General features: G+C 62.0%; 22 protein-coding genes. 17 read left to right on the forward strand and 5 right to left on the reverse strand.

The genetic code is table 11. The features are described 5' to 3' along the window. Position 1 precedes the first annotated feature (1 nt). Genes waaC through JFU57_RS10230 form a run of 6 tightly spaced genes read left to right on the forward strand, consistent with a single transcriptional unit; the run spans position 2 to position 5,915 of the window. Positions 2–1,063 (forward strand): lipopolysaccharide heptosyltransferase I, encoded by a 1,062-nt coding sequence (gene waaC / locus JFU57_RS10205; protein WP_078469510.1) that lies wholly within the window; start codon positions 2–4, stop codon positions 1,061–1,063. After that, positions 1,063–2,184 (forward strand): glycosyltransferase family 4 protein, encoded by a 1,122-nt coding sequence (locus tag JFU57_RS10210; protein WP_201129166.1) that lies wholly within the window; start codon positions 1,063–1,065, stop codon positions 2,182–2,184. The genes waaC and JFU57_RS10210 overlap by 1 nt, the downstream gene beginning before the upstream one ends. Continuing rightward, the gene (rfaP, locus tag JFU57_RS10215; protein ID WP_078469512.1) at positions 2,184–2,990 is read left to right on the forward strand and encodes a lipopolysaccharide core heptose(I) kinase RfaP; all 807 of its coding nucleotides are present in this window, start codon (positions 2,184–2,186) and stop codon (positions 2,988–2,990) included. The genes JFU57_RS10210 and rfaP overlap by 1 nt, the downstream gene beginning before the upstream one ends. Continuing rightward, complete coding sequence (locus tag JFU57_RS10220; RefSeq protein WP_078469513.1) at positions 2,990–3,724, forward strand: lipopolysaccharide kinase InaA family protein; 735 nt, start codon at positions 2,990–2,992, stop codon at positions 3,722–3,724. The genes rfaP and JFU57_RS10220 overlap by 1 nt, the downstream gene beginning before the upstream one ends. After that, a complete protein-coding gene (locus tag JFU57_RS10225) occupies positions 3,721–4,473 on the forward strand; it encodes a lipopolysaccharide kinase InaA family protein (RefSeq protein WP_201129167.1) in 753 nt (250 codons plus the stop codon). The genes JFU57_RS10220 and JFU57_RS10225 overlap by 4 nt, the downstream gene beginning before the upstream one ends. Continuing rightward, the gene (locus tag JFU57_RS10230; RefSeq protein ID WP_201129168.1) at positions 4,473–5,915 is read left to right on the forward strand and encodes a lipopolysaccharide kinase InaA family protein; all 1,443 of its coding nucleotides are present in this window, start codon (positions 4,473–4,475) and stop codon (positions 5,913–5,915) included. Before JFU57_RS10225 ends, JFU57_RS10230 begins: the two co-directional genes overlap by 1 nt. An 87-nt stretch (positions 5,916–6,002) precedes the next feature. On the opposite strand, the gene JFU57_RS10235 is transcribed toward JFU57_RS10230, so the two are convergent. Continuing rightward, positions 6,003–8,111: a TonB-dependent receptor family protein gene (locus JFU57_RS10235; RefSeq protein WP_201129170.1), complete on the reverse strand. Its 2,109-nt coding sequence runs from the start codon at positions 8,109–8,111 to the stop codon at positions 6,003–6,005. A 373-nt stretch (positions 8,112–8,484) separates the two neighbouring features. On the opposite strand from JFU57_RS10235, the gene JFU57_RS10240 reads away from it, so the two are divergent. Genes JFU57_RS10240 through JFU57_RS10270 form a run of 7 tightly spaced genes read left to right on the forward strand, consistent with a single transcriptional unit; the run spans position 8,485 to position 16,598 of the window. Next, positions 8,485–10,242, forward strand: coding sequence for a carbamoyltransferase family protein (locus JFU57_RS10240; RefSeq protein ID WP_020298928.1), 1,758 nt, complete (start codon positions 8,485–8,487; stop codon positions 10,240–10,242). Further along, a complete protein-coding gene (locus JFU57_RS10245; RefSeq protein ID WP_201129171.1) occupies positions 10,226–11,356 on the forward strand; it encodes a glycosyltransferase in 1,131 nt (376 codons plus the stop codon). The genes JFU57_RS10240 and JFU57_RS10245 overlap by 17 nt, the downstream gene beginning before the upstream one ends. Next, positions 11,356–12,252: an antimicrobial resistance protein Mig-14 gene (locus tag JFU57_RS10250; RefSeq protein WP_201129172.1), complete on the forward strand. Its 897-nt coding sequence runs from the start codon at positions 11,356–11,358 to the stop codon at positions 12,250–12,252. Before JFU57_RS10245 ends, JFU57_RS10250 begins: the two co-directional genes overlap by 1 nt. An 8-nt stretch (positions 12,253–12,260) precedes the next feature. After that, entirely contained in the window at positions 12,261–13,685 is a 1,425-nt protein-coding gene (locus tag JFU57_RS10255; protein ID WP_201129173.1) for a PIG-L deacetylase family protein, read from the forward strand. Then, positions 13,682–14,638, forward strand: coding sequence for a glycosyltransferase family protein (locus tag JFU57_RS10260; protein ID WP_201129174.1), 957 nt, complete (start codon positions 13,682–13,684; stop codon positions 14,636–14,638). Before JFU57_RS10255 ends, JFU57_RS10260 begins: the two co-directional genes overlap by 4 nt. Positions 14,639–14,680: 42 nt before the next feature. Beyond that, on the forward strand, positions 14,681–15,448 hold the full coding sequence (locus JFU57_RS10265; RefSeq protein WP_078469521.1) for a hypothetical protein: 768 nt from the start codon (positions 14,681–14,683) through the stop codon (positions 15,446–15,448). Next, positions 15,438–16,598, forward strand: coding sequence for an O-antigen ligase domain-containing protein (locus tag JFU57_RS10270; RefSeq protein ID WP_201129175.1), 1,161 nt, complete (start codon positions 15,438–15,440; stop codon positions 16,596–16,598). Before JFU57_RS10265 ends, JFU57_RS10270 begins: the two co-directional genes overlap by 11 nt. 41 nt (positions 16,599–16,639) lie before the next feature. On the opposite strand, the gene JFU57_RS10275 is transcribed toward JFU57_RS10270, so the two are convergent. Then, positions 16,640–17,284: a toluene tolerance protein gene (locus JFU57_RS10275; RefSeq protein WP_201129176.1), complete on the reverse strand. Its 645-nt coding sequence runs from the start codon at positions 17,282–17,284 to the stop codon at positions 16,640–16,642. A gap of 115 nt (positions 17,285–17,399) precedes the next feature. Between JFU57_RS10275 and msbA the strand changes: the two genes are divergently transcribed. The 4 genes from msbA (at position 17,400) to hldE (ending at position 22,222) form a co-directional block, all read left to right on the forward strand. Further along, complete coding sequence (msbA, locus tag JFU57_RS10280) at positions 17,400–19,202, forward strand: lipid A export permease/ATP-binding protein MsbA (RefSeq protein WP_020298920.1); 1,803 nt, start codon at positions 17,400–17,402, stop codon at positions 19,200–19,202. Positions 19,203–19,389: 187 nt separating this feature from the next. Further along, positions 19,390–20,094 carry a sulfotransferase family 2 domain-containing protein gene (locus tag JFU57_RS10285; protein ID WP_201129177.1) on the forward strand — a complete coding sequence of 235 codons (705 nt, stop codon included), beginning with the start codon at positions 19,390–19,392 and terminating at the stop codon, positions 20,092–20,094. Next, positions 20,087–20,698: an adenylyl-sulfate kinase gene (cysC, locus tag JFU57_RS10290; protein WP_078469526.1), complete on the forward strand. Its 612-nt coding sequence runs from the start codon at positions 20,087–20,089 to the stop codon at positions 20,696–20,698. The genes JFU57_RS10285 and cysC overlap by 8 nt, the downstream gene beginning before the upstream one ends. 102 nt (positions 20,699–20,800) lie before the next feature. Next, positions 20,801–22,222: a bifunctional D-glycero-beta-D-manno-heptose-7-phosphate kinase/D-glycero-beta-D-manno-heptose 1-phosphate adenylyltransferase HldE gene (hldE, locus tag JFU57_RS10295; protein ID WP_078469527.1), complete on the forward strand. Its 1,422-nt coding sequence runs from the start codon at positions 20,801–20,803 to the stop codon at positions 22,220–22,222. A 51-nt stretch (positions 22,223–22,273) separates the two neighbouring features. On the opposite strand, the gene JFU57_RS10300 is transcribed toward hldE, so the two are convergent. From JFU57_RS10300 to JFU57_RS10310, 3 genes are read right to left on the reverse strand one after another with little or no spacing between them, the layout of a single operon-like run. Continuing rightward, positions 22,274–23,245, reverse strand: a complete 972-nt coding sequence (locus JFU57_RS10300) for a hypothetical protein (RefSeq protein ID WP_020298916.1) — start codon at positions 23,243–23,245, stop codon at positions 22,274–22,276. Positions 23,246–23,286: 41 nt separating this feature from the next. Beyond that, complete coding sequence (locus tag JFU57_RS10305) at positions 23,287–24,099, reverse strand: aldo/keto reductase (protein ID WP_078469528.1); 813 nt, start codon at positions 24,097–24,099, stop codon at positions 23,287–23,289. Next, a complete protein-coding gene (locus JFU57_RS10310; protein ID WP_078469529.1) occupies positions 24,096–25,271 on the reverse strand; it encodes an FAD-dependent oxidoreductase in 1,176 nt (391 codons plus the stop codon). The genes JFU57_RS10305 and JFU57_RS10310 overlap by 4 nt, the downstream gene beginning before the upstream one ends. Between the last annotated feature and the right edge of the window lie 30 nt (positions 25,272–25,301).

The following is a 25,301-nucleotide window of genomic DNA, read 5'->3' on the forward strand; positions in this document are numbered from 1 at the left end:
GTTGCGGGTACTGTTGATCAAGACTTCCTCCCTGGGTGATGTGATCCATGCGTTGCCGGCGCTGACCGATGCCGCGCGGGCGATTCCCGGGATTACGTTCGATTGGGTGGTGGAAGAAGGTTTTGCCGAGATTCCCACCTGGCACCCGGCGGTGGGCAAGGTGATTCCGGTGGCGATCCGCCGCTGGCGCAAGAACATCTGGCAGACCATCAAGAGCGGCGAGTGGAAACGCTTCAAGCAAAGCGTGCGTTCGACCAAATACGACCTGGTGATCGACGCCCAGGGCCTGCTCAAAAGCGCCTGGTTGACCCGTTACGTGCGCGCCCCGGTCGCCGGCCTGGATAAAGAGTCGGCGCGTGAGCCGCTGGCGGCGCGCTTTTATTCGCGGCGCCTGGCGGTGGCCCGTGGGCAGCACGCGGTGGAGCGGGTGCGCCAGCTGTTTGCCGTGGCCCTGGGCTACGACCTGCCCCAGGGCCTGGGTGACTACGGCCTGAACCAGGAAAAACTGGTGGAGCTGCCGCGCAAGAATCCGTTTGTGCTGTTTCTGCACGGCACCACCTGGGACACCAAGCACTGGCCCGAAGCCTACTGGCGCGAGCTGTGCGAGCGCATGGGCAACCTTGGGGTCGAGGTCCGCCTGCCGTGGGGCAATGTGGCCGAGAAGGAGCGTGCGGAGCGCATTGCCAGCGGCCTGAAAAATGTCACGGTGTTGCCGAAGCTGAACCTGGCCGGAGTGGCCAAGGTGCTGGTCCAGGCCCAGGCCTGCGTGGCGGTGGATACCGGTCTTGGCCACCTGGCCGCGGCGCTGGATGTGCCGACCATCTCCCTGTTCGGCCCGACCAATCCGGGCCTGACCGGGGCCTATGGCAAGGTGCAGGTCCACATGGGCAGCGACTTTCCTTGCGCACCCTGCCTGCAGAAAAAATGCACCTACCAGCCGACGCCCCAAGACCAGCGCCGGTTTGACCTGAAACGCGAGTGGCCGCTGTGCTTCACTCGCCTGAATCCTGAGCGTGTCGCCAGCCGGCTGAGCAGGTTGTTACTGGCTGAGGAGCTGCGCTGATGCAACTGGCTTTTGTCCTTTATAAATACTTCCCCTTTGGCGGCCTGCAACGCGACTTCATGCGCATTGCCCTTGAGTGCCAGAGCCGTGGGCATCAGATCCGCGTCTACACGCTGATCTGGGAAGGTGATATTCCACCGGGTTTCGAAGTGCTGGTAGCGCCGGTCAAGGCCTTCTTCAACCATCGGCGCAACGAGAAACTCAGCGCCTGGATGGAAGCCGACCTGGCCCAGCGCCCGGTGGATCGCCTGATCGGTTTCAACAAAATGCCGGGGCTGGACGTGTACTACGCCGCCGACGGCTGTTTTGAAGACAAGGCGCAGAACCTGCGCAACTCGTTCTATCGTCGCTGGGGCCGCTACCGGCATTTCGCCGAGTACGAGCGCGCTGTCTTCGCCAAGGATGCCAAGACTGAAATCCTGATGATTTCCGAAGTCCAGCAGCCGCTGTTCATCAAGCATTACGACACCCCGCTGGCGCGTTTCCACCTGCTGCCGCCGGGCATCGCCCAGGACCGCCGGGCGCCGCCCAATGCGCCTGAAATCCGCACCGAGTTCCGCCGCGAGTTCGGCCTGGCCGACGATGACTTGCTGCTGGTGCAGATCGGTTCCGGGTTCAAGACCAAGGGCGTCGACCGCAGCCTCAAGGCCCTGGCCGCGCTGCCCCCGGCCCTGAAGAAACGCACCCGGCTGTTTGTAATTGGCCAGGACGACCCCAAGGTATTCCAATTGCAGAGTGCTGCATTGGGCTTGGGCGAGCATGTGCAGTTCCTCAAGGGGCGCAGCGATATTCCGCGCTTCCTGTTGGGCGCCGACCTGTTGATCCACCCGGCGTACAACGAAAACACCGGCACTGTATTGCTCGAGGCCCTGGTGGCCGGGCTGCCGGTGCTGGTCAGCGCCGTCTGCGGTTATGCCCATTACATCGCCGAGGCCGACAGCGGCCTGGTGCTGGATGAGCCGCTGGAGCAGGCGCAACTCAATCAATACCTGAACACCATGTTGACCGACGACGCTGCACGAGCGACCTGGAGCCGTAACGGCCTGGCGTTCGCCGAGACGGCCGACCTCTATAGCATGCCGCAGCACGCTGCGGATGTGATTCTGGCGGAGCAACACTGATGAAGTTGATTCTTGCCGAACCGTTCAAGAGCCTTTGGGCCGGGCGCGATGCGTTCGCCGAAGTCGAGCGTCTGGACGGCCAGGTTTATCGTGAACTGGAAGCCCGGCGCACCTTGCGCACGGAAGTCGCCGGTCACGGTTTCTTTGTAAAAATCCATCGCGGCATCGGCTGGGGCGAGATCTTCAAGAACCTGCTCACCGCCAAGCTGCCGGTGCTCGGCGCCGGCCAGGAATGGCAGGCCATCCAGCGTCTGCAGCAGGCTGGAGTGCCGACCATGACCGCCGTCGCCTATGGCGAGCGCGGCAGCAACCCGGCGGATCAGCATTCGTTCATCGTCACCGAGGAGCTGGCGCCCACCGTCAGCCTCGAAGACTTCAGCCTCGACTGGGTCAAGCAGCCGCCCGAACCCCGGCTCAAGCGCGCGCTGATCGCCGAAGTGGCGCGCATGACCGGGATGATGCACCGCGCCGGGGTCAACCACCGCGACTGCTACATCTGCCACTTCCTGCTGCACACCGACAAACCGGTGACCGCCGATGACTTCAAGCTCTCGGTGATCGACCTGCACCGGGCCCAGACCCGCGACGCCATTACCCGGCGCTGGCGCGACAAGGACCTGGCCGCGCTGTACTTTTCGGCGTTGGACATCGGCCTGACCCGGCGCGACAAGCTGCGTTTTCTCAAGGGCTATTTCCAGCAGCCGCTGCGCCAGATCCTGGCCGAAGAAGCGGCGCTGCTGGCCTGGCTCGAAGGCAAGGCCAACAAGCTCTACGCACGTAAGCAGCGGTACGGAGATGCGCTCTGATGGCGGGTTGGAATCTGGAACCTGGCTACGAGGATCTGGCGCAGAGTTTTGGCAGTCTTGAGGCGGTGTTCGCCCTGCAGGGCGAGCGCCTGACCCGGGACCCGCTGTCCGAGGTCATCCGTGTCGAGCTCAAGGGCGTCAACTATTACGTCAAACGCTACAGCGGCGCCGGCAAGAACCTGCGGCGCTACCTGGGCAAGCCACGGGTCAAGTCCGAATGGCAGAACCTCAAGCGCTTCGCCAAGTGGGGTATCCCCACTGCCGAAGTCGTGGCCTGGGGCCTGGAGCGTCGTGGCCTGGCCTACGACCGCGGGGCGATGATCACCCGCGAGTTGCCGCAGACCGAAGACCTGTCGGCCCTGGCCGAGCGCAAGGACCCGCGCCTGGCGGATCGGGCCTGGGTCGACGGCATCAGCCGGCAGTTGGCGGGCTACACCCGGACCATGCACGATCAGCGCTTCACCCATAACGACCTGAAGTGGCGCAACCTGCTGGTGGATGATCAGGCCACGCTGTACCTGATCGACTGCCCGAACGGCGACTTCTGGCGCGGTTTCTGGCTCAAATATCGAATTACCAAGGACCTGGCGTGTCTGGATAAGGTGGCCAAGTATCACCTGTCGGCCACCCAGCGCCTGCGCTTCTACTTGCAGTACCGCGAACGCAGTCGGCTGAGTGAGGCGGACAAGCAACGGATTCGCCACGTGGTGAGATTCTTCGAGGGACGCGAATGACTGACTTTCTGGCGGCTGAAGACCGTGCGCTGCTGGAGCGCCACGGCTTGGGCGATTTTGATGCGCTGTGGGCCAAGCAACTGGAGGCGGTGGATGAGCCCAACACCAATCGTGGTGGCTGGAGCAGCGTCTATCGGCTGGATCTGGAAGGTCGGGGCTTTTACCTCAAGCGCCAGAGCAATTACCTGACCCGGACCCTGCATCGCCCTTTTGGCGAGCCGAGCTTTGCCCGCGAGTTCCGCAATATCAGCCGCTACCGGCAGCTGGGTATCCCGGCCCTGCAGGCGACGTTCTTCGGTGAGCGCAAGGTGGCCGGCGAGACCCGGGCCATCCTGCTGACCCGGGCGCTGGACGGCTGGAATGACCTGGACTCGCTGTTGCAGCAGTGGGAGCAGCTCAGCGTCGCGCAGCATCAGGCGATCCTGCGGGCGTGCGGCCTGCTGGCGCGGCAACTGCACGGCCTGCGCCAGGTGCATGGCTGTTTCTACCCCAAGCATATTTTCCTGCACGCCACCGGCGACGGTTACCAGGCGCAATTGATCGACCTGGAAAAGACCCGGCCGTTGCTGTTTGGGCAGCGCGATCGGGTCAAGGACCTTGAACCCCTGTTGCGCCGGGCTTCTGTCTGGAGCGTGGATGAGGTGCGTAGCTTGCTCGCAGCGTACCTGGACCAGCCGGTGGACAGTTCGCTGGTGCAAACCTGGGTTCAGCGCCTGACCGCGCGCAGCAGTCACAAGAGGGCGCGCTGATGCGGTTGTCTGAATTGAAAAACGCCGGGCGCACCCCGCGCTTGCCTCTGAGCCTGGAACTGGCGGACGCCGCCGGCCCGGCCCAGTTGCAATTGCTCAGCCTGCTGCGGGTGCTGCCCGGGCAGCGTTATGTCGGCGCCGGCGTCTGGCGCGGGCGCACGGTGCTGGCCAAGCTGCTGGTGGGCAATAAGGCGGCCCGGCACTTTCAGCGCGAGCTGCAAGGGGTGCGCCTGCTGGCCGAGCAGGGCCTGACCACGCCGCTGTTGCTCGCCGATGGCTTGCAAGAGGGCGAGGGCGGCTGGTTGTTGTTCGAGTTTCTCGAAGGCGCCCACAGCCTGGGCGATGCCTGGGAGCAGGTCGCGGCGTTGCCGGTGCTGGCGGATACGCAGCTGGATGTGCTGGGGCAGGCGTTGGCTGCGATTGCCGAACTGCATGCCAGGGGCCTGTGGCAGGAAGACCTGCACCTGGACAACCTGCTGCGCCATGACGACAAGCTGTATTTGATCGACGGCGCGGGTATCTGCGTGGAGCACGCCGGGCAGCCGTTGTCTCGGCAAAAGGTCCTGGAAAACCTCGGGGTGTTCTTCGCCCAGTTGCCCAAGAGCCTGGAGCCCTTCACCGAAGAGTTGCTGGTGCATTACCTGCTGGCCAATCCCGAGCACGCCTTGCCCCTGGAGATGTTGCAGAAGCAGGTGAGCAAGGTGCGCAGCTGGCGCCTGAAGGACTTCCTGAACAAGGTCGGGCGCGAGTGCAGCCTGTTCAGCGTGCAGCGCGGGCCCTTTGCCTTGCGCGCGATCCGCCGCGAAGAAGAGGCAGCGATGCTGCCGGTGCTGGAGCAGGCCGATCAACTGCTCGACCAGGGACACCTGTACAAGACCGGAGGCGCCGCCAGTGTCGGTCGGGTCGACGTTGCGGGTCGCAGCCTGGTGGTCAAGCGCTACAACATCAAAGGGCTGGCCCACTGGTTCAAGCGCTTCTGGCGCCCGAGCCGGGCCTGGCATTCCTGGCGCGAGGGCAATCGCCTGGCGTTCCTGGGGATTGCCACACCCAAGCCGCTGGCGGTGTTGGAGAAACGCTTCCTGTGGTTGCGCAGCCGCGCCTACCTGATCACCGAGTATTTGCCGGGGCCGGACATCATCGAGCGTTTTGCGCCTTTCGTCGAAAGCGGCGCGGCGCCGGAATCCGAGCTGGTGGCGCTGGATGCGTTGTTCGCCGAGTTGCTCAAGGAGCGCATCAGCCATGGCGACTTCAAGGGGCACAACCTGTTCTGGCAGGAGGATCGCTGGGCCCTGATCGACCTCGATTCCATGTGCCAGCACTCAAGCCTGAGCAGCTTCGCCCCGGCCTACGCCCGCGACCGGGCGCGCTTCATGCGCAACTGGCCGGAAACCAGCGCCCTGTACCAACTCATCGATCAACGCCTACCCAAAACCGCCCTGTAGCCGCTGCCGAGGTACGAGGCTGCGCTGTCCCTCGCGGGCGCCGGCGTCGTATCTGACCCATCACGGCCAGCCTGCGTACCCATCAGATCAGAACCGATACTCGGCGCCTGCGCCGGCATACCACGAGCGCCCCGGTGCGGCTTCGTAATAGCGTCCGTTGCCGTCGCCAACGATCACCGAACCGACGTACTGCCGATCCAGCAGGTTGTCCAGGCGCAGGGTCTGGTGGAAGGTCCAGTGCTCGACCTTCTGCTCGAAGCGCGTGCGCCAATTGAACACGCTGTAGCCCGGCGCGGCCTTGTCCTGGTTGCTGTCTTCGACGTAGACCTTGCTGCGGTACAGGCCTTCAAGGGCGGTGCTGACCCAGTCCCGCGGCTTCCAGTTCAGCTCGGCGAACAGCGTGGTCTGCGGTACGCCGGGCAGGTAGTTGCCCTTGTCGATGTGTTTTTGCGTGGCGCCGCTGCCGCTGGTGAAGTCGCTGTCGTAGGTGGCTTGCAGGCGGGTGTAGGCGAGGTTGGTGCTCCATTGTTCGCTGAGCTGGCTCTCGATACCCAGCTCGAATCCGCGGCGCAGGGTGCGTCCGGCGTTTTGGTAGCTGGTACGGCCTTGATTGGATTCCGCCACCACCAACTCGTCTTCGGTGGTGATCTGGAACACTGCGGCATTCACTCGCGTGTCGCTGTTAAGCCGAGCCTTCAGGCCGACTTCGTACTGCTTGCTCTCGGAAGGCTTGAGACCGAAGTTGAAGCCCTCGCTGCCTCCCGGGGCATAGGCCAGTTCGGCCTGGGTCGGGGTTTCGAAACCTTTGCCGGCGCTGACATAACCATGCAGGTCATCGGTGAAGGCATACATCGCACTCAGCGACGGGGTGGTCTTCTGGTAGCGCTTTGTACCGCTGGCGTCGCCATTGCTCAGGAAGTGATCGTCGACATCCAACTCCATGGTGCTGTGGCGCACGCCGGCTTGCAGGGTCCAGCGACCGATGGCCCAGTTGGCCTGCAAGTAAGGGTCGAGGCTGCGGGCGGTGTCGACTTCATCGCGGCGCAACTCGCCTTTGACGCCCAACTGGTTGCCGCTGTAGTTCCGGTAGCCGTTGCGGTCATCCTGGCTCTGGTCATAGTCCAGGCCGCCGATCAGGGTCAGCTCGCCGGGCACCCCATCCACCGGTTGCAGCCAGCGCACGCCGGCGCCATAGAACTTGCGGTCGAACTGCACCACGCCGCCGCCGCGTTCGTTGGCTGGCGTTCCCTTGGGAATCGACAGGTACTGAATCACACTCCGCCGTCCCGTATAAGCATTGACCTGCAAGGTCGCATCGCCGAAATAGCGCTCGTAATTCATCCCCAATTGCTGATGATCGATGCTTTTACGCGTGTTGTAGCTCAAGGCGTTGGCAGTCACCGAACGTGGATCGGCCTTATAGGCCGCCCAGGTCTGCCCCAACGGGTCCTGGGTGCCGTTCTGCTCCAGGCTGCTGAAAATCAGCGCCATCTTGCTGTCGTCGTCGGGCTTGAAGTTGACCTTGGCGAAGGTCTGGTCGCGCCGCGCGGCGCTGTGGTCGCGGTAACCATCGGTGTCCATGCGCGAGGCGTCTAGCACAAAGCCTGCGCCGTCGACCGCACCTTCGGCGCTCAGGTGATTCTTGCTCAGGCCGTCGCTGCCGATCAGGGTTTCGGCGCCGATCCGTGGTGGACCTTCGCCATCACGGGAGAACATCTGGATCACCCCGCCGGCATTGCTGCCATACAGGGTCGCCGCCGGACCGCGCAGCACTTCGATGCGCTCGGCGGTGTCGAGGTTGAAGGTTGCCGCCTGGCCCTGGCCGTCCGGAGTGCTGGCCGGAATGCCGTCGGCCAGCAGCTTGATGCCGCGCACGCCGAAGGCCGAGCGCGCACCGAAGCCGCGGGAGGAAATCTGCAGGTCCTGGGCATAGTTCTGGCGGTTCTGCACCACCAGCCCGGGCACCCGTGACAGGGCTTCGGAGGCGTTGATGCCGAGCTGGCCGTCACTGATCTGTTGCTGGCTGACGCTGTCCACCGAGTAGGGCAGGTCGAAGCTCTGGGTGGCGCTGCGTGAGCCCGTGACGACGCTGGGGTCGAGTTCCAGGGGCGCTGGTGCGGCGAGGCTGGCACCACTGAGGCCAAGGAGCAGGCCCGGCAACAGCGGGGCGAGGCGGGCAGGAGCGGCTTTTTTCATGGGGTGAGTCGAATTCCGGAAAGCGGGTCGCCCTGTCGGGGCGAGCAAAGGGGCGCGAGTTTACCCAGTGTGGGGCGCCTGGCAGGCGTCTGCGACATTCAGTCGCAAGCGGCGGGCCGGGTTGGCGATGGTAGCGCTGTTTCAGATAGACGTCCGGCTCGCGCCATAAAAAAGGCCGTCATGGCCTTCGCAGGCTGTCGCAAGGCCTGAATATCGGCAAAAGTCGCCTCAATCGCCGGCCGTTTGCCGCTAGAGGCTTGCCGCCGCTTTTACGTTATAATCCCGCCCTTTAGTTGTTTCTCGCCCTTTTGCGAGCACACATTTTCTCAAGGCGCATCGCGCCTGCACGCAGACTAAACGAGGCTAGACCCCTGTGGCATTGACGATTCTTGGCCTGTCCGGCGCCCTTAGCCATGATCCTTCAGCAGCCCTGTACATCGACGGCAAACTGATTGCGGCCGCTGAAGAAGAGCGCTTCGTGCGCGACAAACATGCAAAGAACCGCATGCCCTACGAATCGGCGAAGTTCTGCCTGGAACAGGCCGGGATCAAGCCTTCCGACGTTGACGTGGTGGCGATTCCGTTCGCCCCCATCAGCTTGTTCGGCGAGGCCCGCTGGCACTACGCCAAGCGTTACTGGTACGCCCCGGACCGTGCCCTCGACGCGATCCTGATGGGCAACCGCCGCTACAAACGCTATCGCAACAAGATCGTCTGGTGCCTCGAGCAACTGGGTTTCGATCCGAAGAAAATCAAGATCGAGCCGGTCGAGCATCACCTGGCCCACGCCTCCAGCGCCTACCACTGCTCGGGCTTCCAGGAGAAAACCGCGATCCTCGGGATCGACGGCAAGGGTGAGTACGCCACCACCTTCTTCGGCTACGGCGAAAACGGCAAGATCCACAAGATCAAGGAATTCTACGACCCGGACTCCCTGGGTGGCCTGTACGGCGCGATCACCGAGTTCCTCGGTTTCGAGATGCTCGACGGCGAGTTCAAGGTCATGGGCATGGCGCCTTACGGCGATGCCAGCAAGTACGATTTCTCGCGTCTGGCCAGCTTTGAAAACGGCCAGTTGGTGATCAACACCGACTACGCCAACGTCATTGGCCTGCGTCGCTATAAAGAGAAGGGCAAGGGCTTCTACTTCTCGCCAAAACTCATCGAGTGGCTGGGTCCCAAGCGCGAAGGCGACATCGCCGACGAACCGTACATCCACTACGCGGCCAGCATGCAAGCGCTGTTCGAGAAACTCTCGCTGCAGATGATCGACTACTACCTGGGCGATGTGCTCAAGGAAACCGGCAAGCTGGCCTTCGCTGGCGGCTGTGCGTTGAACGTCAAGCTGAACCAGAAAATCATCGCTCGCGACGACGTCAAGGAACTGTTCGTGCAGCCGGCCTCCGGCGACGCCGGGACCGCAGTCGGCGCGGCGGCCTACGTTTCCCACGCCCGTGGCGTACCGGTGGAGAAGATGGAACACGTCTATCTCGGCCCGTCCTACAGCAACGAAGACGTGATCGCCGCTTGCGCCCGTCATCCGAGCAAGCCGGTGTGGCGCAAGCTCGAAGACATGCCGGAAAAAATCGCCAAGATCATGGTCGACGGCAACCCGGTGGCCTGGTTCCAGGGCCGCATGGAGTTCGGCCCGCGCGCCTTGGGAGGTCGCTCGATCATTGGTTGCCCAAGCGCCACCGGCGTGGCCGACCGCATCAACCACCAGATCAAGTTCCGCGAGCGCTGGAGGCCTTTCTGCCCGTCGATGCTCGACACCGTGGCCCCACAGATGATCAAGGTCGATCACCCAGCGCCGTTCATGACCTTCACCTTCGAAGTGGCTGAAGAGTGGAAAACCCGCGTGCCGGAAGTCGTCCATGAAGACGGCACCTCCCGCGCCCAGGTGCTCAAGCGCGAATACAACCCGCGCTACTACGACATGATGAAGGCCCTGGAAGTCCTGACCGGCAACGGCGTTTCCCTGAATACCTCGCTCAACCGTCGTGGCGAACCGATGATCTGCTCGCCGACCGACGCGCTGAACATGTTCTTCGGCTCCGACCTGCAGTACCTGATCATGGAAGATATTTTGGTGGTCAAAGACGGCGCGGATGCTTATGACTCGCTCGGCTGAGCGCCATGTGCTGCAGTTCTGTCACGGATATGACGGGCCTTTTCTGGACTGCGCCCGGCAGTACGCCAGCCTGTTCGTGGGGCGCGGCTATCGGGTGACCACGGTCTTTTTGACCGGTGCCGCGGATGCGGAAGTCGCTGCTGGCTGTGCTTCCGATGAAGTGCTGTTCATGGAGCGCAGCTCCAAGAGTATCCGTGGCCTGAAACTGGGGGCGATCGCCGATTTGCGCAAAATCGTCGCCTCGCGCAATTTCAGTTTCTGTATCGCCCATCGTTTCAAACCGATCTACATCGCGCTGCTGGGCAGCCGCTTGCCGGTGATTGGCGTGCATCACGCGTTTGGCGACTATCAGCGCTGCAGCCGCAAGCTGTTCGCGCGGATATTTCGCCAGCGCTTGAGCCTGCTCGGTGTGTCCGATGCCGTGCGCGATGACATTCGTCGCTGCTTGCCGAATTGGTCGCCCACACGTATTCAGACCCTCTACAACCGCATTGATATAGACGCCTTGCAGGCGTCTCAGTTGGACGTGGTCGAAGCCCGCCAAGAGCTGGGGCTGTCCGCCAATGCCTGGATCGTCGGCAATGTGGGTCGCCTGCACCCGGATAAAGACCAGGCGACGTTGTTGCGTGGTTTCGCGCTGGCCTTGCCGGGGCTGCCCGAGAACAGCCAGCTGGCAATCATGGGCAGCGGTCGGCTGGAATCGGACCTCAAGGCCCTGGCTCTTGAGCTGGGGATTGGCGAGCGGGTGCTGTTTCTCGGACAGGTGGCGCAAGGCCGTCGCTACTTCCGGGCGTTCGATGTGTTTGCCCTGAGTTCCGATCATGAGCCCTTCGGCATGGTGCTGCTCGAAGCCATGGCGGCTGGCGTGCCGCTGTTGGCTACGGCTTGCGGTGGCGCCAGCGAAGTGGTCGAGGGCGTGGGTATTCTGTTTCCACTGGGCGATGCCGAGCACATGGCTCAGGGCCTGAAGCATCTGGCCGCAATGGAGCCCAAGCAGCGCCTGCAATGTGCCGAGCTGATGCTTGATCGCTTGCGTGAGCGTTTTTCGGATCAGGCCGTGCGCGATGCATTCTGGCGTTTGCCATCCGTCACCGACCTGACCGCGAGGGGCTGATGCTTAACCGATTTCAAGGCTGGCGCGAGCGCGGTTGGTCAGTCATCGACGCGCCTGCCTATGCTGCGGCCTGGCAGCGTTTTGGTGGCAGCGTCGCGACCCATCCTCTGGTGGTTGAGCGTCTTGCGGACCTGGCGAAAATTCCGGTGCGCTACCTGGCCTGGGAGCAGGACGGCGAGCTGACAGCCGCTATCCCGACCTGGGGGCGCGACTTGGCGCTGTCCAAGGATGTGCTCAAGCGGGCCGGCAAAAAAGGCTTGTTCGACCTCGGCAATGCCGAACTGATTCTGCCTGCCGCGCCTGAGGCCGGGGCGGTCTTGCGTCATCGCGGGCGTTACTTGTCTGCACTCAACGAAGGCCGATTCACGGCACTCAAGCCCCAGGCCGAGCAATTGGCCATGGCGCGCACGCCGGAAGAACTGTCGAAGAAATTTCGCTACAACCAGCGCCGTGAGCTGCGGCTGCTGGAAGAGGCGGGTGGCGTGGTGCGCCCGGTCGGAGAGTTTTCCAGTGCCGAACTGGCCGCCATCTACTGCGATCTGTTCAAGCGGCGCTGGGGCTTTGTTGCCACCGGCGCGGAGCACATGGCGCAGGTCATCGAGTTGCTGGGCGAGCTATTGATGGGGTCGGTGATTTTTCTCAACGATGCGCCGATTGCCATCCAACTGGTCTATCGGGTGGAAGCGCCGGAGTGGATCAGCGTCGAGTACGTCAATGGTGGCGTCGATCCGCAAACCCGCGAGTTCAGTCCGGGCAGCGTGCTGAGTTTCCTCAATACGCAAAGTGCCTGGGAGCACGCGCGTGCGCTCGGCAAGCCGCTGCGTTTTTCCTTCGGGCGCGCCGACCGTGAATACAAGGACCGTTGGTGCAATCCTGTACCGGTCTTCCAGGTATGAGCCAGCCCATGAGTCGCAAACAGCAACTGCTCAAACGCCATCGGCGCAACAAGCGTATCGGTCTGATGATCGGCCTGTTGGTGTTGCTGGCTGTTGGCGTGCTTGTGGTCTGGTGGCTGCCGTTGCTGCTGGCTGTCCTGGGCTGGGTGGCCCATGAGGCGTGGTTTGCCGATCACTTGTTCTATTCTCCCGGCGATGATTACGACTATCAGCTCGCCGCCGATGAGCAACTGGCGCTGACGCTGGTGGCAGGCCGCTTGACCCTGCCCGGGACCCTGTCGCTGGGGGCTGGCGATACCTTGATGCTGAAGGTGCGCATCCGGGCATCCTGGTGCGGGCGGTTTCTCGACCCCGGAGTAAAGATTCTGGGTGGAACGGCCGATCAGCAGGATTTCGAGCGTGGCACCCGCGGTATTCGCTACCTCAATCTGACAGGTCAGCATGAGGCGCTGCTTGGCGGTCGGCTCCAGCTCCAGGGGCGTTTCTGTAAAATCGCCGAGGCGGTAGAGCTGTCAGTTGTGCGTCACCCGGATTACCGAGCGCAACGCTTGCTGGTGATAGCGCCCCATGCCGATGACGCCGAGCTTGCGGCTTTTGGCCTGTACAGCAGCGCCGAGGAAAGCTGGGTGGTCACCCTCACGGCGGGTGAAATTGAGGCTGAGCATTATCAGGCAATGGGCCTGGATCGAGTCGCCGCCGCGCGATTGAAAGGCTCGTTGCGGGCGTGGGACAGCATCAGCGTGCCGTTGTGGGCGGGCGTGCCCCAGGAGCGTTGCGTGCAACTGGGCTACTTCTGCCTGCAGTTGCCGCAGATGCAGGCAGCGCCGAGCGTTGCCGTGCCTTCGCGAGAGGCAGACTTGAGCGATACCCGGTACTTCCGGCGTTTTAATGCCTTTGCTCTGGGCAGTGACGCTGATGGCATTGCGTCATGGGACAACCTGGTGGCTGATCTGGTCGAGCTGATCGAGCGCATCGAGCCGCAGGTGGTCGTCTTGCCGCACCCGCGCTTCGATCCTCATCCCGATCACATCTGTGCCCAACAGGCGCTGATGCAGGCCCTTACCCGCAGTTCCTGGCAGCCGCAATCACTGTTGCACTATGCCAACCACCTGCATGATAACGACCGCTGGCCCATGGGCGCCGCTGGCAGTGGCGTAGCCTTGCCGCCACAGCTCGCCAGCCAGGGGCCGTTGCGGCCTTGGGCGCTGCCCATTTCAGACCAGCAACAGTGGCACAAGGCTATGTCCTTGGGCATGATGCACGACTTGCAGCCCGCGCCCCCTTTCAAACGCACGTTGCGGCGCATTATCCAGCGCTACCTCGCCGCGCGCCGGTGGCCTGCTTTCGGTGATAACGAGTTCTTTCGCAAGGCGGTTCGGCAGCACGAATTGTTCTGGGTCGACGAGAACCTCAGTGAGAGAGACAACCCTTGAAAGTCCTGTTTCTGGTGCAGAAAGAACAGCGTGCCATTCTCGACCGGTTCTACGACGGGATCGCTGAGCGTTGCGAGTGCGATATGCGCGAGCTGACCAGCGCTGAACAAGACAATCTGCGCAAGTATTTCCGCGAGCATGTGGATGTCTCGCGTTACGACCGCATCGTTTTTTTCCTGCGCTTCAAGAAAGAGATCAGACAGGTCAGGTTCATACAGACCCTGCCCAACCTGGTTATTCTCGAGCATGACGCCTATCAGAACTATATCCCCTGCAAGTACACCGGAAAATTCAGCGCCCATTACCGCAAGCTGCCTTGGGCCAGGGTCATCAGTTCCGGGTTCATGGTCAGCGAACGCTTGCGCCAGGAGGGCTTCGACGCGCACTTCGTGCCCAAGGGCTACGATCAGGCGCTGTTGCAGAATCGCGGGCGGGAGCGGGATATCGAACTCGGGTTTGTCGGCAGCCTCAACAGCGTGGCCTATGCCGGGCGTAAAGCCATGCTGGAGTCGGTGGCCGAGGTGGAGAACCTGCTGATCACCCGGACCAAGTCGGGTGAGGAATACTGCGAGACCTTGAGTCGTATCCGCTATTTCGTCAGTGCCGATGTCGACATGGGCGAGTACATGATCAAGAACTTCGAGGCGATGGCCTGTGGTTGTGTACTCCTGGCCTATGACCAGGGCGAAGAAGAAAACCGTGCGCTGGGGTTTGTCGATATGCAGAACATCGTGTTGTACCGCACTCGGGAAGAGCTCAGGAGCAAGCTGCAAACGCTGCGCGCCTCTCCAGCCTTGAGTCTGGCAATCGCCCAGGCCGGCCAGGCGCTGGTCGAACAACGTTACAGTTTCAGGGCTCTCGGGCACGCCGTAGTCGAGGCCATGAGCGCCCCGCTGCGTGAGCGCGCACCGCTGAGCTGGAAAGAAAAACTACGTCTGTCGTTAGGTTTCTAAGAACCGGCGGCTACTCCACCCTTAATAAGGCGGTGCACATACATGCTGTTCAGTGAGAGTAGCGATATCTCGGTGATGGTGACCAGTTGCGGGCGTTTCGACTTGCTCAAGCGAACGCTCGAGACATTTGATCGCTTCAATACTGCGCCTATTCGCAAAGTGTTCATTACTGAGGACTCGGGTGATCGGGCCGTCGAAGACTGCATTCCCGAGCATTGGAGACCTCACACGGTTTTTCTCGTCAACAATCCGCGGTTGGGCCAGTTGCGCTCGATCGATCTGGCCTATGGGCAGATTGAGACCCCGTGGATTTTCCATTGCGAAGACGACTGGGACTTCTACCGCGAAGGTTTTATCGAAGAGTCTCAGCAGTTGCTGGAAGACGACCCTCAGGCCTTGCAGGTCTGGCTGCGCAGTGCCCATCACGACTTGGCGGTGCACAGCCCCTATGTCTTCTTGAATGAGCGCAAGGTGGCACATGGAATTGCGTTCTATGTGCTGGGCTCGCATAAAGCCGATTGGCAGGGGTTCTCCTTCAACCCAGGGTTGCGCCGGCGTGCCGACTACCTGCTGCATGCGCCGTATGCGGCGTTTTCCGGGGAGAAGGATTTATCACGGCTGTACGCCCAGGAAAATCGTTATGCGTTGATTTTGGAGAATGATGCGGTTCTGCACACCGGGTTTGGTGAGCATGTGGTGGTTCCTGAAGAGCGTTCGAACAAGCTGCGGCGCAAGCGTCGAGACCGCGTAAAGCTCATGGCAACTTTAATTTTAGGTATGGCGATAGGATGGTTGCTGCATGGAATTTAATGGCGTGAAGTTAAGCAGAGTGACCACTTACTTCAGTGCGATGTTATGTCTGTTTCTGTTGAGCTTTGTCGTTGGTTGGTCGTCGAAGTCGACCAATAACGTGTTTTACGGGCTGATTGCCCTGCCAGGGTTGTTCTTCCTGCTAAAAGGTCACGGCCTCAAGGTACTCAAAGAGCCATTGGCCTGGCTTTGGCTGGTGTTTATGCTCTGGTTTGCTGTTTCGGCCACGGTATTTGGGGCGATGGAGTTCTATAAACCCATTGTCTACGTCTTATCGTTTGTCTTTATCGTTGCCAGCCTGGTAAGCCCTGATTTTTTCAGAAGCAAAGAGTTTATCCGGGCCCAGTTCTGGATTCTGATTCTCTACATTTACCTGAGCGCGATATACAGCTGGAGCACAGGGCAATTCCCCTTCGGCAGTCGAGTGGCCTTGTTGCCGGCCCGGCTGATAAACGTGATTTACGCCAGCATCTGGTTGTTCTGTGCCCTGGCACTGGCCTTGCCATACTGGGTCAAGACCAAGCGTTGGATTGAGGCCACTGCCGCAGTGCTGCTGTCGGTGATTGCCGTGACCTTTGTTCTGCAGACCCGGACCGCTCTGGTGGGGGCTGCATTTCTATTCGGGCTTTGGGTGCTGTATGGCCTTTATCTGCGGCCGAAGGTTGTCGGTAGCATTCTCCTGGTGGGAGCCTTGGTCCTGGGCCTGGTGGTCTGGGGCGTGCATAACGAAGCCTGGTACATCTCGCTGTGGAACCGTGGAGACTCTTACCGGGTCGAGATCTTCAACGTCATGGTCGGCGAGTGGAGAAACTGCGGCTGGACCTTGGGCTGCGGCGTCGAATTCCACACTGCGCAATTGTTGGACGGGTTTATGCCGATCCAGCATCCACACAACATCTTCGTGGCCCTGGGTGTCTACACGGGGGCTCCGGCCTTGTTGCTGTTTGTGGTGTTGATGCTGACAAGTCTTCTGGCGGCCTGGCGCCTGCGCGATGCCTGGGGCATGTTCCTGGCCTGTGCGCTGGTGATGCTCAACTTTGATGGCAGTATTTTGGTCCACAGTCCGGATGAGCTGTGGCCGCTGGTGTTGATGCCCGCGGCATTGATCCTGGGACGTGTCTCGCAAGCGCGGCAGTTGCAGCGCGGGTAAGGCTTTGCCCCCGCCAGCGCTGAGGCGCTGGCGGGTGGTGTTCAGTTTTTATGCAGTTCGGTATTCAATTCGCTTATCGAGCACGTGCTTTGCGCCGCGGCGTAGTGCTCTATAAACACCCTGCCGTGGTTATCCAGCAACCATTCCCGATCTTGCTTGTAACGCAACATGTGTTTGAAGTTGCGCAGGCGCAAGGCCTTGCGCAATGGGCGGGAAAAGACTTTCAGGTCGGCAATGTCGATCAGCCCCAACTGCCCTTCAGGTGTCAGCACGATATTGCCCAGGTGCGCAGAGCGAAAGTAAATGCCGCGCTCGTGGAGTATCGCGATGAACGTGCCCAGTTGCGCCCTCAGTGCATCACCGCGCAGGCCATCATCCAGCAACTGACGCAGGGTCTGGCCCGGCAGTGGATCATAATGCACGGCATCCCTTTGAATGCTTGAGATCCGGTAAACCTGGCGGATGCTGGGGCACGGTATCTGGCGTTGCTTCAAGCGCGTGCAGTTATCGGCGAAGCGCTTTGCATAGGGATACCAGGCCGCCGAAGTCAGGAGGCGCTTGCGCCGGAACAGTTTGAGTATCGAGCCATCCGTCAACCGCAGCACCTTATCGCCAGAACCGTCGGCTTCGAGGACTTCAGCTGCTTCGCGCAAAGTGAGGTAGTGATTATGGTCAAGCGCTTGCATCAATACTCCAGAGTTCAACAACAGCAGGCGGGGTCAAGGTACATGGTACCGTAGCTCATCGACTAAAATGGCCTGTGTTATAGTTGCGGGCTCATTTCTCATTCAACGGCTTCTCATGACTACCCCTGATTCGCCTGCGGCGTCGAGCCTGAAGATTTACCTGCGATTGCTGTCGTACGTCCGTCCCTATGCGGGGATGTTCGCGCTCAGTATCCTGGGTTTTGTCATTTTCGCATCGACGCAGCCGATGCTGGCGGGAATCCTCAAGTACTTTGTCGACGGCTTGAGCAACCCCGAGGCCGTACTCTTTCCAAACGTTCCTTACCTGCGTGATCTGCAACTGCTGCAGGCCGTGCCGATGCTGATCGTCCTGATCGCCGCATGGCAGGGGCTGGGTTCGTTTCTGGGTAACTTCTACCTGGCCAAGGTGTCCCTCGGGCTGGTGCATGATCTGCGGGTCGAGCTGTTCAACAAGTTGCTGGTCCTGCCCAATCGGTACTTTGACACCCACAACTCCGGACACCTGATTTCCCGCATCACCTTCAACGTGACCATGGTCACTGGTGCTGCAACGGATGCCATCAAGGTGGTGATCCGCGAAGGCCTGACCGTGGTGTTCCTGTTTGTCTACCTGTTGTGGATGAACTGGCAGTTGACCCTGGTGATGGTCGCGATCCTGCCGTTGATCGCGGTCATGGTCAGCAGCACCAGCAAGAAATTCCGCAAGCAAAGCAAGAAAATCCAGGTGGCCATGGGGGATGTCACCCACGTGGCCTCCGAAACCATCCAGGGCTATCGCGTGGTTCGCAGCTTTGGTGGCGAGGCCTATGAGCAGCAGCGTTTCGCTTTGGCCAGCCAGAGCAACACCGATAAGCAACTGCGCATGACCAAGACCGGCGCGGTGTACACGCCCATGCTGCAGTTGGTGATTTATTCGGCCATGGCGGTGCTGATGTTCCTGGTGCTGTTCCTGCGTGGCGATGCCACGGCGGGTGACCTGGTGGCCTACATTACCGCTGCCGGCCTGTTGCCCAAGCCCATCCGCCAGTTGTCGGAAGTCAGCTCGACCATTCAGAAGGGCGTGGCTGGCGCTGAAAGCATCTTTGAGCAACTGGATGTCGAGCCTGAATCGGACACCGGCACCGTCGAGCTCGAGCGTGTCGAAGGGCGGCTGGAGGTGCGTAACCTGAGCTTCACCTACCCGGGCACCGAGCGTGAAGTGCTGCGTGATATCAGCTTCAGCGCCGATCCAGGACAGATGATTGCCCTGGTTGGGCGCTCCGGTAGTGGCAAATCCACATTGGCTGCACTTATTCCGCGCTTTTATCACCACGATATCGGGCAGATTCTGCTGGATGGTGTCGAGGTCGAAAACTACCGCCTGCGCAACCTGCGCCGACATGTGGCCCAAGTGACCCAGCATGTGACCCTGTTCAACGACACCATCGCCAACAACATCGCCTATGGCGACCTGGCAGGAGCTCCGCGGGAGGATATCGAGAAGGCGGCCAAGGATGCCTACGCGATGGACTTTATTGCGCAAATGCCCCAGGGGCTGGACACCCAGGTCGGAGAGAACGGTGTGCTCCTGTCTGGTGGTCAGCGTCAGCGGTTAGCCATTGCCCGGGCCCTGCTGAAAAATGCCCCGCTGTTGATTCTCGACGAGGCAACGTCTGCGCTGGATACCGAATCCGAGCGGCATATCCAGGCTGCGCTGGACAAGGTCATGAAAGGCCGTACGACCCTGGTGATTGCACACCGCCTGTCGACCATCGAGAAGGCCGACCTGATCCTGGTCATGGATCAGGGGCAGATTGTCGAGCGCGGCACCCATACGCAGTTGTTGGAGCAGAACGGCTATTACTCCCGACTGCACGCCATGGGGCTGGAAGAGCCCGTTCATAACGATATTGCCTGACCGGTAAAAGGCAGTGGCCAGGCCACTGCCAATCAGGCCCACATTGTGCAAGGCAATGGGGCCTGGTTTGTATCCGGATATTTACTGTCTTGACCAAGCCTAAATAATTTCTCCCGCCGTGCTTGTTATGGTTTCCCGCTATTAGTCGAATGATCGACGGGGCTATCCCCGCCGCGTGGGGGCTGGAATGCTGCAACGCTATTTGTGGAAGTTATTGCCCAAATCCCAGCGCACCTTGCTGTTGGGGCGCTTGTCGGTAGTGGATCGTCAGGCAGTGAATAAATCCATGTCTGCCGATGTACGCTTTCCCGAGGCGTTCACCAAACACTCCTGCTTGTACATCCATGTGCCCAAGTGTGCCGGTAGCAGCGTGTGCTCCGCTTTGTTCGGGGGCTGGAGCCCGGGGCATCTGCCGCTGTACTGGTACGAGCAACAGTTCCCGCGCGCGTTTGCCAGCAGTTTCAAGTTCGCCTTCGTCCGTGACCCTCTGGCGCGCGCCTACTCGGCCTATACCTTTCTGCGAAGCAATCGGCTCAACCCCAGGGATCAGCCGGCCCAGGTACTGGTCAACCAGTATCGGGATTTCGACGACTTCGTGGCGCGCTGGCTGCGACCGGACACCATCTGCAAGCAGATCCATTTCGCCCCGCAGAGTGACTTTCTCACCGATTCCCTGGGGCACATGTCGCTGGACTTCATCGGCTATCAGGAGCATTTGCCCCGTGATTTCGAGCTGGTATGCGAACACTTGGGCATCCACTCGCGACTGCCGCTGCTGAACGCTTCCTGCCAGCCTGCCAATGGCTCTGTGCGGGACCTGTGCTCAGTGCGTACCCGGCGCCTGGTGCGTCGGGTCTATGAGCGCGACTACGAGATGCTGGGTTATGAATAAGCCGATGCTCGCTGCCATGGAACAACCGCAGATCCGCCCTTATGCGCTGTCATTGTCGTGCGCTTCCCGAGCGGCCCTGAAGCAGCAGAAGCCATGCTGCCTCTGGTTGACCGGGCTGTCCGGTGCGGGCAAGTCGACCCTGGCCAATCTGCTGGAACTGCGCCTCAACCAACTGGGGCGGCACACCTTTATCCTCGATGGCGACAACGTGCGCCATGGTTTGTGCAGCGATCTGGGGATGAGTGCCGAGGCGCGCAAGGAAAATATCCGGCGCATGGCCGAAGTGGCGCGCTTGATGGTGGATGCCGGCCTGTTGGTCATCGTCTCGGCCATTTCGCCATTTCGCGCTGATCGTGAGACAGCCCGCGCCTTGTTCGCGCCTGGCGAGTTTCTTGAGGTGTACATCAGCACGGCGTTTGCGACCTGTGCAGAGCGTGATCCAAAAGGCCTGTATAAAGCCGCGTTGGCTGGGCAGATCAAGGATTTCACCGGCTTGGACAGCCCCTACGAAGCGCCGCTGCAGGCGGACTGTGAAATTGATACTGCCCGGGTCGGGGTCGATCAGGCCACGGCCCGCCTGTTGCAGCTTCTACTCGAGAAGTAAGCCGCTGAAAAACTTCAAGACCCAGGCTAAAGCCATAGAACTTGACGGCGCCAACCCTGTGTTAATATCGCGCCCCTGTTCATTTTGTATGTGGGTTGCACCATGAAGTTGTCCATGCCGCGATTCGATCAAGCCCCTGTCTTGGTGGTCGGCGATGTCATGCTCGACCGTTACTGGCATGGTGGTACCTCACGGATTTCCCCTGAGGCGCCGGTGCCGGTGGTCAAGGTCGAGCAGATCGAGGACCGCCCGGGCGGTGCCGCCAACGTTGCCCTGAACATTGCCGCCCTGGGCGCGCCGGCTTCCCTGGTCGGTGTGACCGGTGACGATGAAGCCGCCGACAGCCTGGCCAATAGCCTGCGCGGGGCGGGTGTGCGGGCGTTGTTCCAGCGCATTGCGCATCAGCCGACCATCGTCAAGCTACGGGTCATGAGCCGTCACCAGCAGCTGTTGCGCATCGACTTCGAAGAACCCTTCGCCACCGACGCCCTGGCCCTGGGCGCGGAAGTGGACGCGCTGCTCGAAGGCATCAAGGTCCTGGTGTTGTCCGACTACGGTAAAGGCGCCCTGAAGAATCACCAGGCGCTGATCCAGGCCGCCCGTGCCCGCGGCATCCCGGTACTGGCGGACCCCAAAGGCAAGGACTTCTCGGTCTATCGCGGCGCGAGCCTGATCACACCGAATCTCAACGAGTTCGAAACCATCGTCGGCGGCTGCGCCGATGAGCACGAGCTGGTCAGCAAGGGCGCGCAGTTGATGCACGACCTGGAACTGGGCGCCTTGCTGGTCACGCGCGGCGAACACGGCATGACCCTGTTGCGTCCCGATCACGCGGCGTTGCATTTGCCAGCGCGGGCGCGTGAGGTGTTTGACGTCACCGGTGCCGGCGACACTGTGATCTCGACCCTGGCGGCGGCGATCGCGGCCGGTGAAGAGCTGCCCCATGCAGTGGCTCTGGCCAACCTGGCGGCGAGCATCGTGGTCGGCAAGTTGGGTACCGCCTCCATCAGCGCGCCGGAACTGCGTCGCGCCATCCAGCGCGAGGAAGGTTCCGAGCGCGGCGTGCTGAGCCTCGACCAACTGCTGCTGGCAATCGACGATGCCCGTGCGCACAAGGAAAAGATCGTCTTCACCAACGGTTGCTTCGACATCCTGCATGCCGGCCACGTGACCTACCTCGAACAGGCTCGGGCCCAGGGCGATCGCTTGATTGTCGCGGTCAACGACGATGCTTCGGTCAGCCGCCTGAAAGGGCCTGGACGGCCGATCAACAGTGTCGACCGACGCATGGCGGTACTGGCTGGCCTCGGCGCGGTGGACTGGGTGATCAGCTTCCCTGAGGGCACTCCGGAGAATCTGCTGAGCCAGGTGCGGCCGGATGTGCTGGTCAAGGGCGGAGACTACGGTATCGACCAGGTGGTCGGCGCCGATATCGTGGCGGCTTATGGCGGCACGGTGAAGGTGCTGGGGCTGGTGGAGAACAGCTCGACCACCGCGATCGTCGAGAAGATCCGCAAGACCTGAGTGACCGCTGGGCGCCATGCCGACTCCGCTGCCGGAGCGGCGTGGCGGCCTTCAACGCTGCCGGCTGGCCTTGGCCGGCACGATCTTGCGCAGTATCTGCCGCGCCCTGCCGGTCAGGCGCTTGAGTTTCGAGTCCTTTTCCGGCGCGCTCAGACCCTGCTGCCGCAGCCAATCCTTCCAGCGAATCCGTTCATCACGCACCAGCCAACCGTCCTGTTGGGCGAAGCTTTCCGCCAGGTATAAACCGCGGGTGCTGGCGGGTTGCAGTTGGTCCTTTTTCAGGGTGTAGAGCTCGGCGCAGGGCTGGCCGTCCTGCAAGGGCATCAGGTACAGGTCCGGGCGCTTGCGGTCCAGGCGCGCGACCAGTTGGTCGCCTTCCAGGCGTTCATCGACATGGAACAGGCTCAGGGACTTGGCCTCCTTGGGGATCTCCAGGCGCAGGTCGTAAATCAGTTGCAGCGACGCGGTCGGCAAGTGCACGTAGGCCCGCGGGCGCTCGATCAGTTGCAGGTTGGCGCAGCGCACCGGGCGGGCAGCGCCGGACAGCGGTGTCAGGCGAAAGGGCAGGGCTTCGCGATAATGCAGTGCGTTGGCGTAGGGCGCTGGCAGCCAGGTGTCGTTGAAACGGCCGCTGAGCCAACCCTCCGGGGTTTCCAGCAGGCACTCCTCGGCGATCTCCTGAATCGCGGTGTGCAGCGGCAGGTTCAGCTCCTGGGCGGGCACATAGCCGGATATGAGTTTGAGCACCACGTCGCCACGGTCCTGGCGCCGTTGCCGGACCAGCACCCAGTAATCGCGGTTTTGCCAGTGCAGGGTCAGGCGCACCGAGACCCCGAGGTTGGCCAGCTCCACGGAAAAGCGCTCGGCGTCTTCCACCGTGACCGGGCGCCGGCGTTGCAGAGTCTGGGAGAAATTGAGCGGCATCCCGACGCTCTGGTAGCTCAGGCCTTCGGGAGTCGCTTCGACGAACAGGGGCAGGGTCTTGAAGTTGCTGGGGTTCTTTCTTATGAGCGTGCGCGGCATGTCGGCTCCTTCTTGCGTCGGGGTCGGCCGCATGGGCGGCATCAGTTTTTGCGCAGGACCTGCGCCACAGTGGCCACATTGTGCGCCAGATGCAGTGGATTGATGGTCCCGACAATAGCACTGGCAACACCGGGCTGGTCAAACAGCAGTTCAAAGCTGGCCCGCACCGGATCGACCCCCGGGCTCAGGCACGCATGGCCGCTGGCCAGGGCTTTTTTTACCAGGATGCCTTTGCCGTGGGCAGCGGCATATTCAATGACCGCCTGCTCGCCGCGTTCGTTCAGATTGTAGGTGACCATTGCGCAGTCACCGTGCTCCAGGGCCTTGAGGCCGCCTTCGACGGTTTTTCCGGAGAAGCCGAAACCGCGGATCTTGCCCTCGCGCTTGAGCTCGGCCAGGGTCTGGTAGACCTCGCACTGTTCGAGAATCATCAGGTCGTTGCCGTCGGAGTGCACCAGCACCAGGTCGATGAAGTCTGTTTCCAACCGTTGCAGGCTGCGCTCCACCGAGCGTCGTGTGTGCTCGGCGCTGAAGTCGTGCCGGGACTGGCCATCGCTGAATTCCTCGCCGACCTTGCTGACGATCACCCAGTCCTGGCGTTGCCCGCGCAGCAACGGGCCCAGGCGCTCTTCGCTGCGGCCATAGGCCGGCGCGGTATCGATCAGGTTGATCCCCAGGTCGCGGCTCATTTTCAGCAGCATGCGCGCTTCGTCGTCATCGGGAATCTGGAAGCCATTGGGGTACTTCACCCCCTGGTCACGACCGAGCTTGACGGTGCCCAGGCCCAGGGGCGAGACCACCAGGCCGGTGTCGCCCAGGGGGCGGTGGAACGGGTGCAGGGTCGCGAGGCTCATGGCAGCAGTTGCTCCCAGGCGGGTTGGGCCAGGGGCGGTTTGGGCAGGTCAGGCAGGTCGGTGGCGGGGCCCGGACGAATGCCATCGCGCTCCAGGGCAGCCAGTACCCGGTCGGCGAAGTCCGGGGCCAGGGCCAGTTTGGTCGGCCAGCCCACCAGCAACCGGCCCTCTTCGGCGAGGAAGGCGTTATCCGGGCGAGTCAGCCCCGATTGCGCCGGCTCGGCTCGATCGACCCGCAGGGTGGCCCAGCGCGCTTGACTGAGGTCGACCCAGGGCAGCAGGTTGCCCAGCTCTTTTTGCGCCGCCGCGATCTGCGCCGCCGGCTCCCGGGCCACGCCTTCGGCTTCGGCGATATCGCCCCCCAGGTACCACACCCATTGCCCATCGGCGGCCGGGTGGGTAGTGACGGTGATTCGCGGTTTGGGGCCGCCACCGAGGCAGTGGGCGTACAGCGGCTTCAGGCTCGGGCCCTTGACCAGCACCATGTGCAGAGGGCGTTTCTGCATGGCCGGCTGGCTCAGGTCGAGGTTGGCCAGCAGCGCGGCGTTGCCGGCACCGGCGCTGAGCACGATGCGTTGCGCGCGAATCTCGCGGTCATCGACCCGCAGGCCGACCAGGGCGTTGTGTTCCACCAGGGGCTCGATTTTCTGCCCAGCCAGCAAACCGTCGCCGGCCAGCGCCGCGAGGCGTTCGATCAGGCTGGGCACGTCCACCACCAGCTCGGCCAGGCGATAGACCTTGCCCTTGAACCGCCGGTCCTGCAGTGCCGGCGGCAACTGCTCGCCTTTGACCTGGTCGACCCGGCCGCGCACCGCCTTGCTGGCGAAGAAGCTGGTGAGGTTGCCGGCCAGGGTGCCGGGGGACCACAGGTAGTGGGCCTCGGACAGCAGGCGTACCCCCGACAGGTCCAGCTCGCCGGTGCCGGCCAGGGCTTCGCGCCAGCGGCGTGGCATATCGGCAATGGCTTCGGAGGCGCCGGTCAGGGCACCGTGCAGGGCGTACTTGGCGCCGCCGTGGATGATGCCCTGGGACTTCACGCTCTGCCCGCCGCCGAGGCTGGCGCTTTCCACCAATACCGTCGAGAAGCCCTGGCGACGCAGGCGCGCGTTGAGCCAGAGGCCGGCGACGCCAGCGCCGACAATCAGCACGTCGGTGGAAATAACGGATGGCATGCGGCGACCTCGGGAAACAAAACGGAGGCG

The sequence above is a fragment of the Pseudomonas sp. TH07 genome, assembly GCF_016651285.1.
Classification (GTDB): Bacteria; Pseudomonadota; Gammaproteobacteria; order Pseudomonadales; family Pseudomonadaceae; genus Aquipseudomonas.

Bases quoted from the DNA above. Each gene is read 5' to 3' on its own strand.
- JFU57_RS10300 (WP_020298916.1), bottom strand. From the start codon at position 23,245: ATGCCGCGCACGCTCATAAGAAAGAACCCCAGCAACTTCAAGACCCTG.
- rfaP (WP_078469512.1), top strand. From the start codon at position 2,184: ATGAAGTTGATTCTTGCCGAACCGTTCAAGAGCCTTTGGGCCGGGCGC.
- JFU57_RS10305 (WP_078469528.1), bottom strand. From the start codon at position 24,099: ATGAGCCTCGCGACCCTGCACCCGTTCCACCGCCCCCTGGGCGACACC.
- cysC (WP_078469526.1), top strand. From the start codon at position 20,087: ATGAATAAGCCGATGCTCGCTGCCATGGAACAACCGCAGATCCGCCCT.
- JFU57_RS10310 (WP_078469529.1), bottom strand. From the start codon at position 25,271: ATGCCATCCGTTATTTCCACCGACGTGCTGATTGTCGGCGCTGGCGTC.
- JFU57_RS10220 (WP_078469513.1), top strand. From the start codon at position 2,990: ATGGCGGGTTGGAATCTGGAACCTGGCTACGAGGATCTGGCGCAGAGT.
- JFU57_RS10245 (WP_201129171.1), top strand. From the start codon at position 10,226: ATGACTCGCTCGGCTGAGCGCCATGTGCTGCAGTTCTGTCACGGATAT.
- JFU57_RS10230 (WP_201129168.1), top strand. From the start codon at position 4,473: ATGCGGTTGTCTGAATTGAAAAACGCCGGGCGCACCCCGCGCTTGCCT.
- msbA (WP_020298920.1), top strand. From the start codon at position 17,400: ATGACTACCCCTGATTCGCCTGCGGCGTCGAGCCTGAAGATTTACCTG.
- JFU57_RS10265 (WP_078469521.1), top strand. From the start codon at position 14,681: ATGCTGTTCAGTGAGAGTAGCGATATCTCGGTGATGGTGACCAGTTGC.
- JFU57_RS10225 (WP_201129167.1), top strand. From the start codon at position 3,721: ATGACTGACTTTCTGGCGGCTGAAGACCGTGCGCTGCTGGAGCGCCAC.
- JFU57_RS10255 (WP_201129173.1), top strand. From the start codon at position 12,261: ATGAGTCGCAAACAGCAACTGCTCAAACGCCATCGGCGCAACAAGCGT.
- JFU57_RS10235 (WP_201129170.1), bottom strand. From the start codon at position 8,111: ATGAAAAAAGCCGCTCCTGCCCGCCTCGCCCCGCTGTTGCCGGGCCTG.
- JFU57_RS10275 (WP_201129176.1), bottom strand. From the start codon at position 17,284: ATGCAAGCGCTTGACCATAATCACTACCTCACTTTGCGCGAAGCAGCT.
- JFU57_RS10210 (WP_201129166.1), top strand. From the start codon at position 1,063: ATGCAACTGGCTTTTGTCCTTTATAAATACTTCCCCTTTGGCGGCCTG.
- hldE (WP_078469527.1), top strand. From the start codon at position 20,801: ATGAAGTTGTCCATGCCGCGATTCGATCAAGCCCCTGTCTTGGTGGTC.
- JFU57_RS10250 (WP_201129172.1), top strand. From the start codon at position 11,356: ATGCTTAACCGATTTCAAGGCTGGCGCGAGCGCGGTTGGTCAGTCATC.
- JFU57_RS10270 (WP_201129175.1), top strand. From the start codon at position 15,438: ATGGAATTTAATGGCGTGAAGTTAAGCAGAGTGACCACTTACTTCAGT.
- JFU57_RS10285 (WP_201129177.1), top strand. From the start codon at position 19,390: ATGCTGCAACGCTATTTGTGGAAGTTATTGCCCAAATCCCAGCGCACC.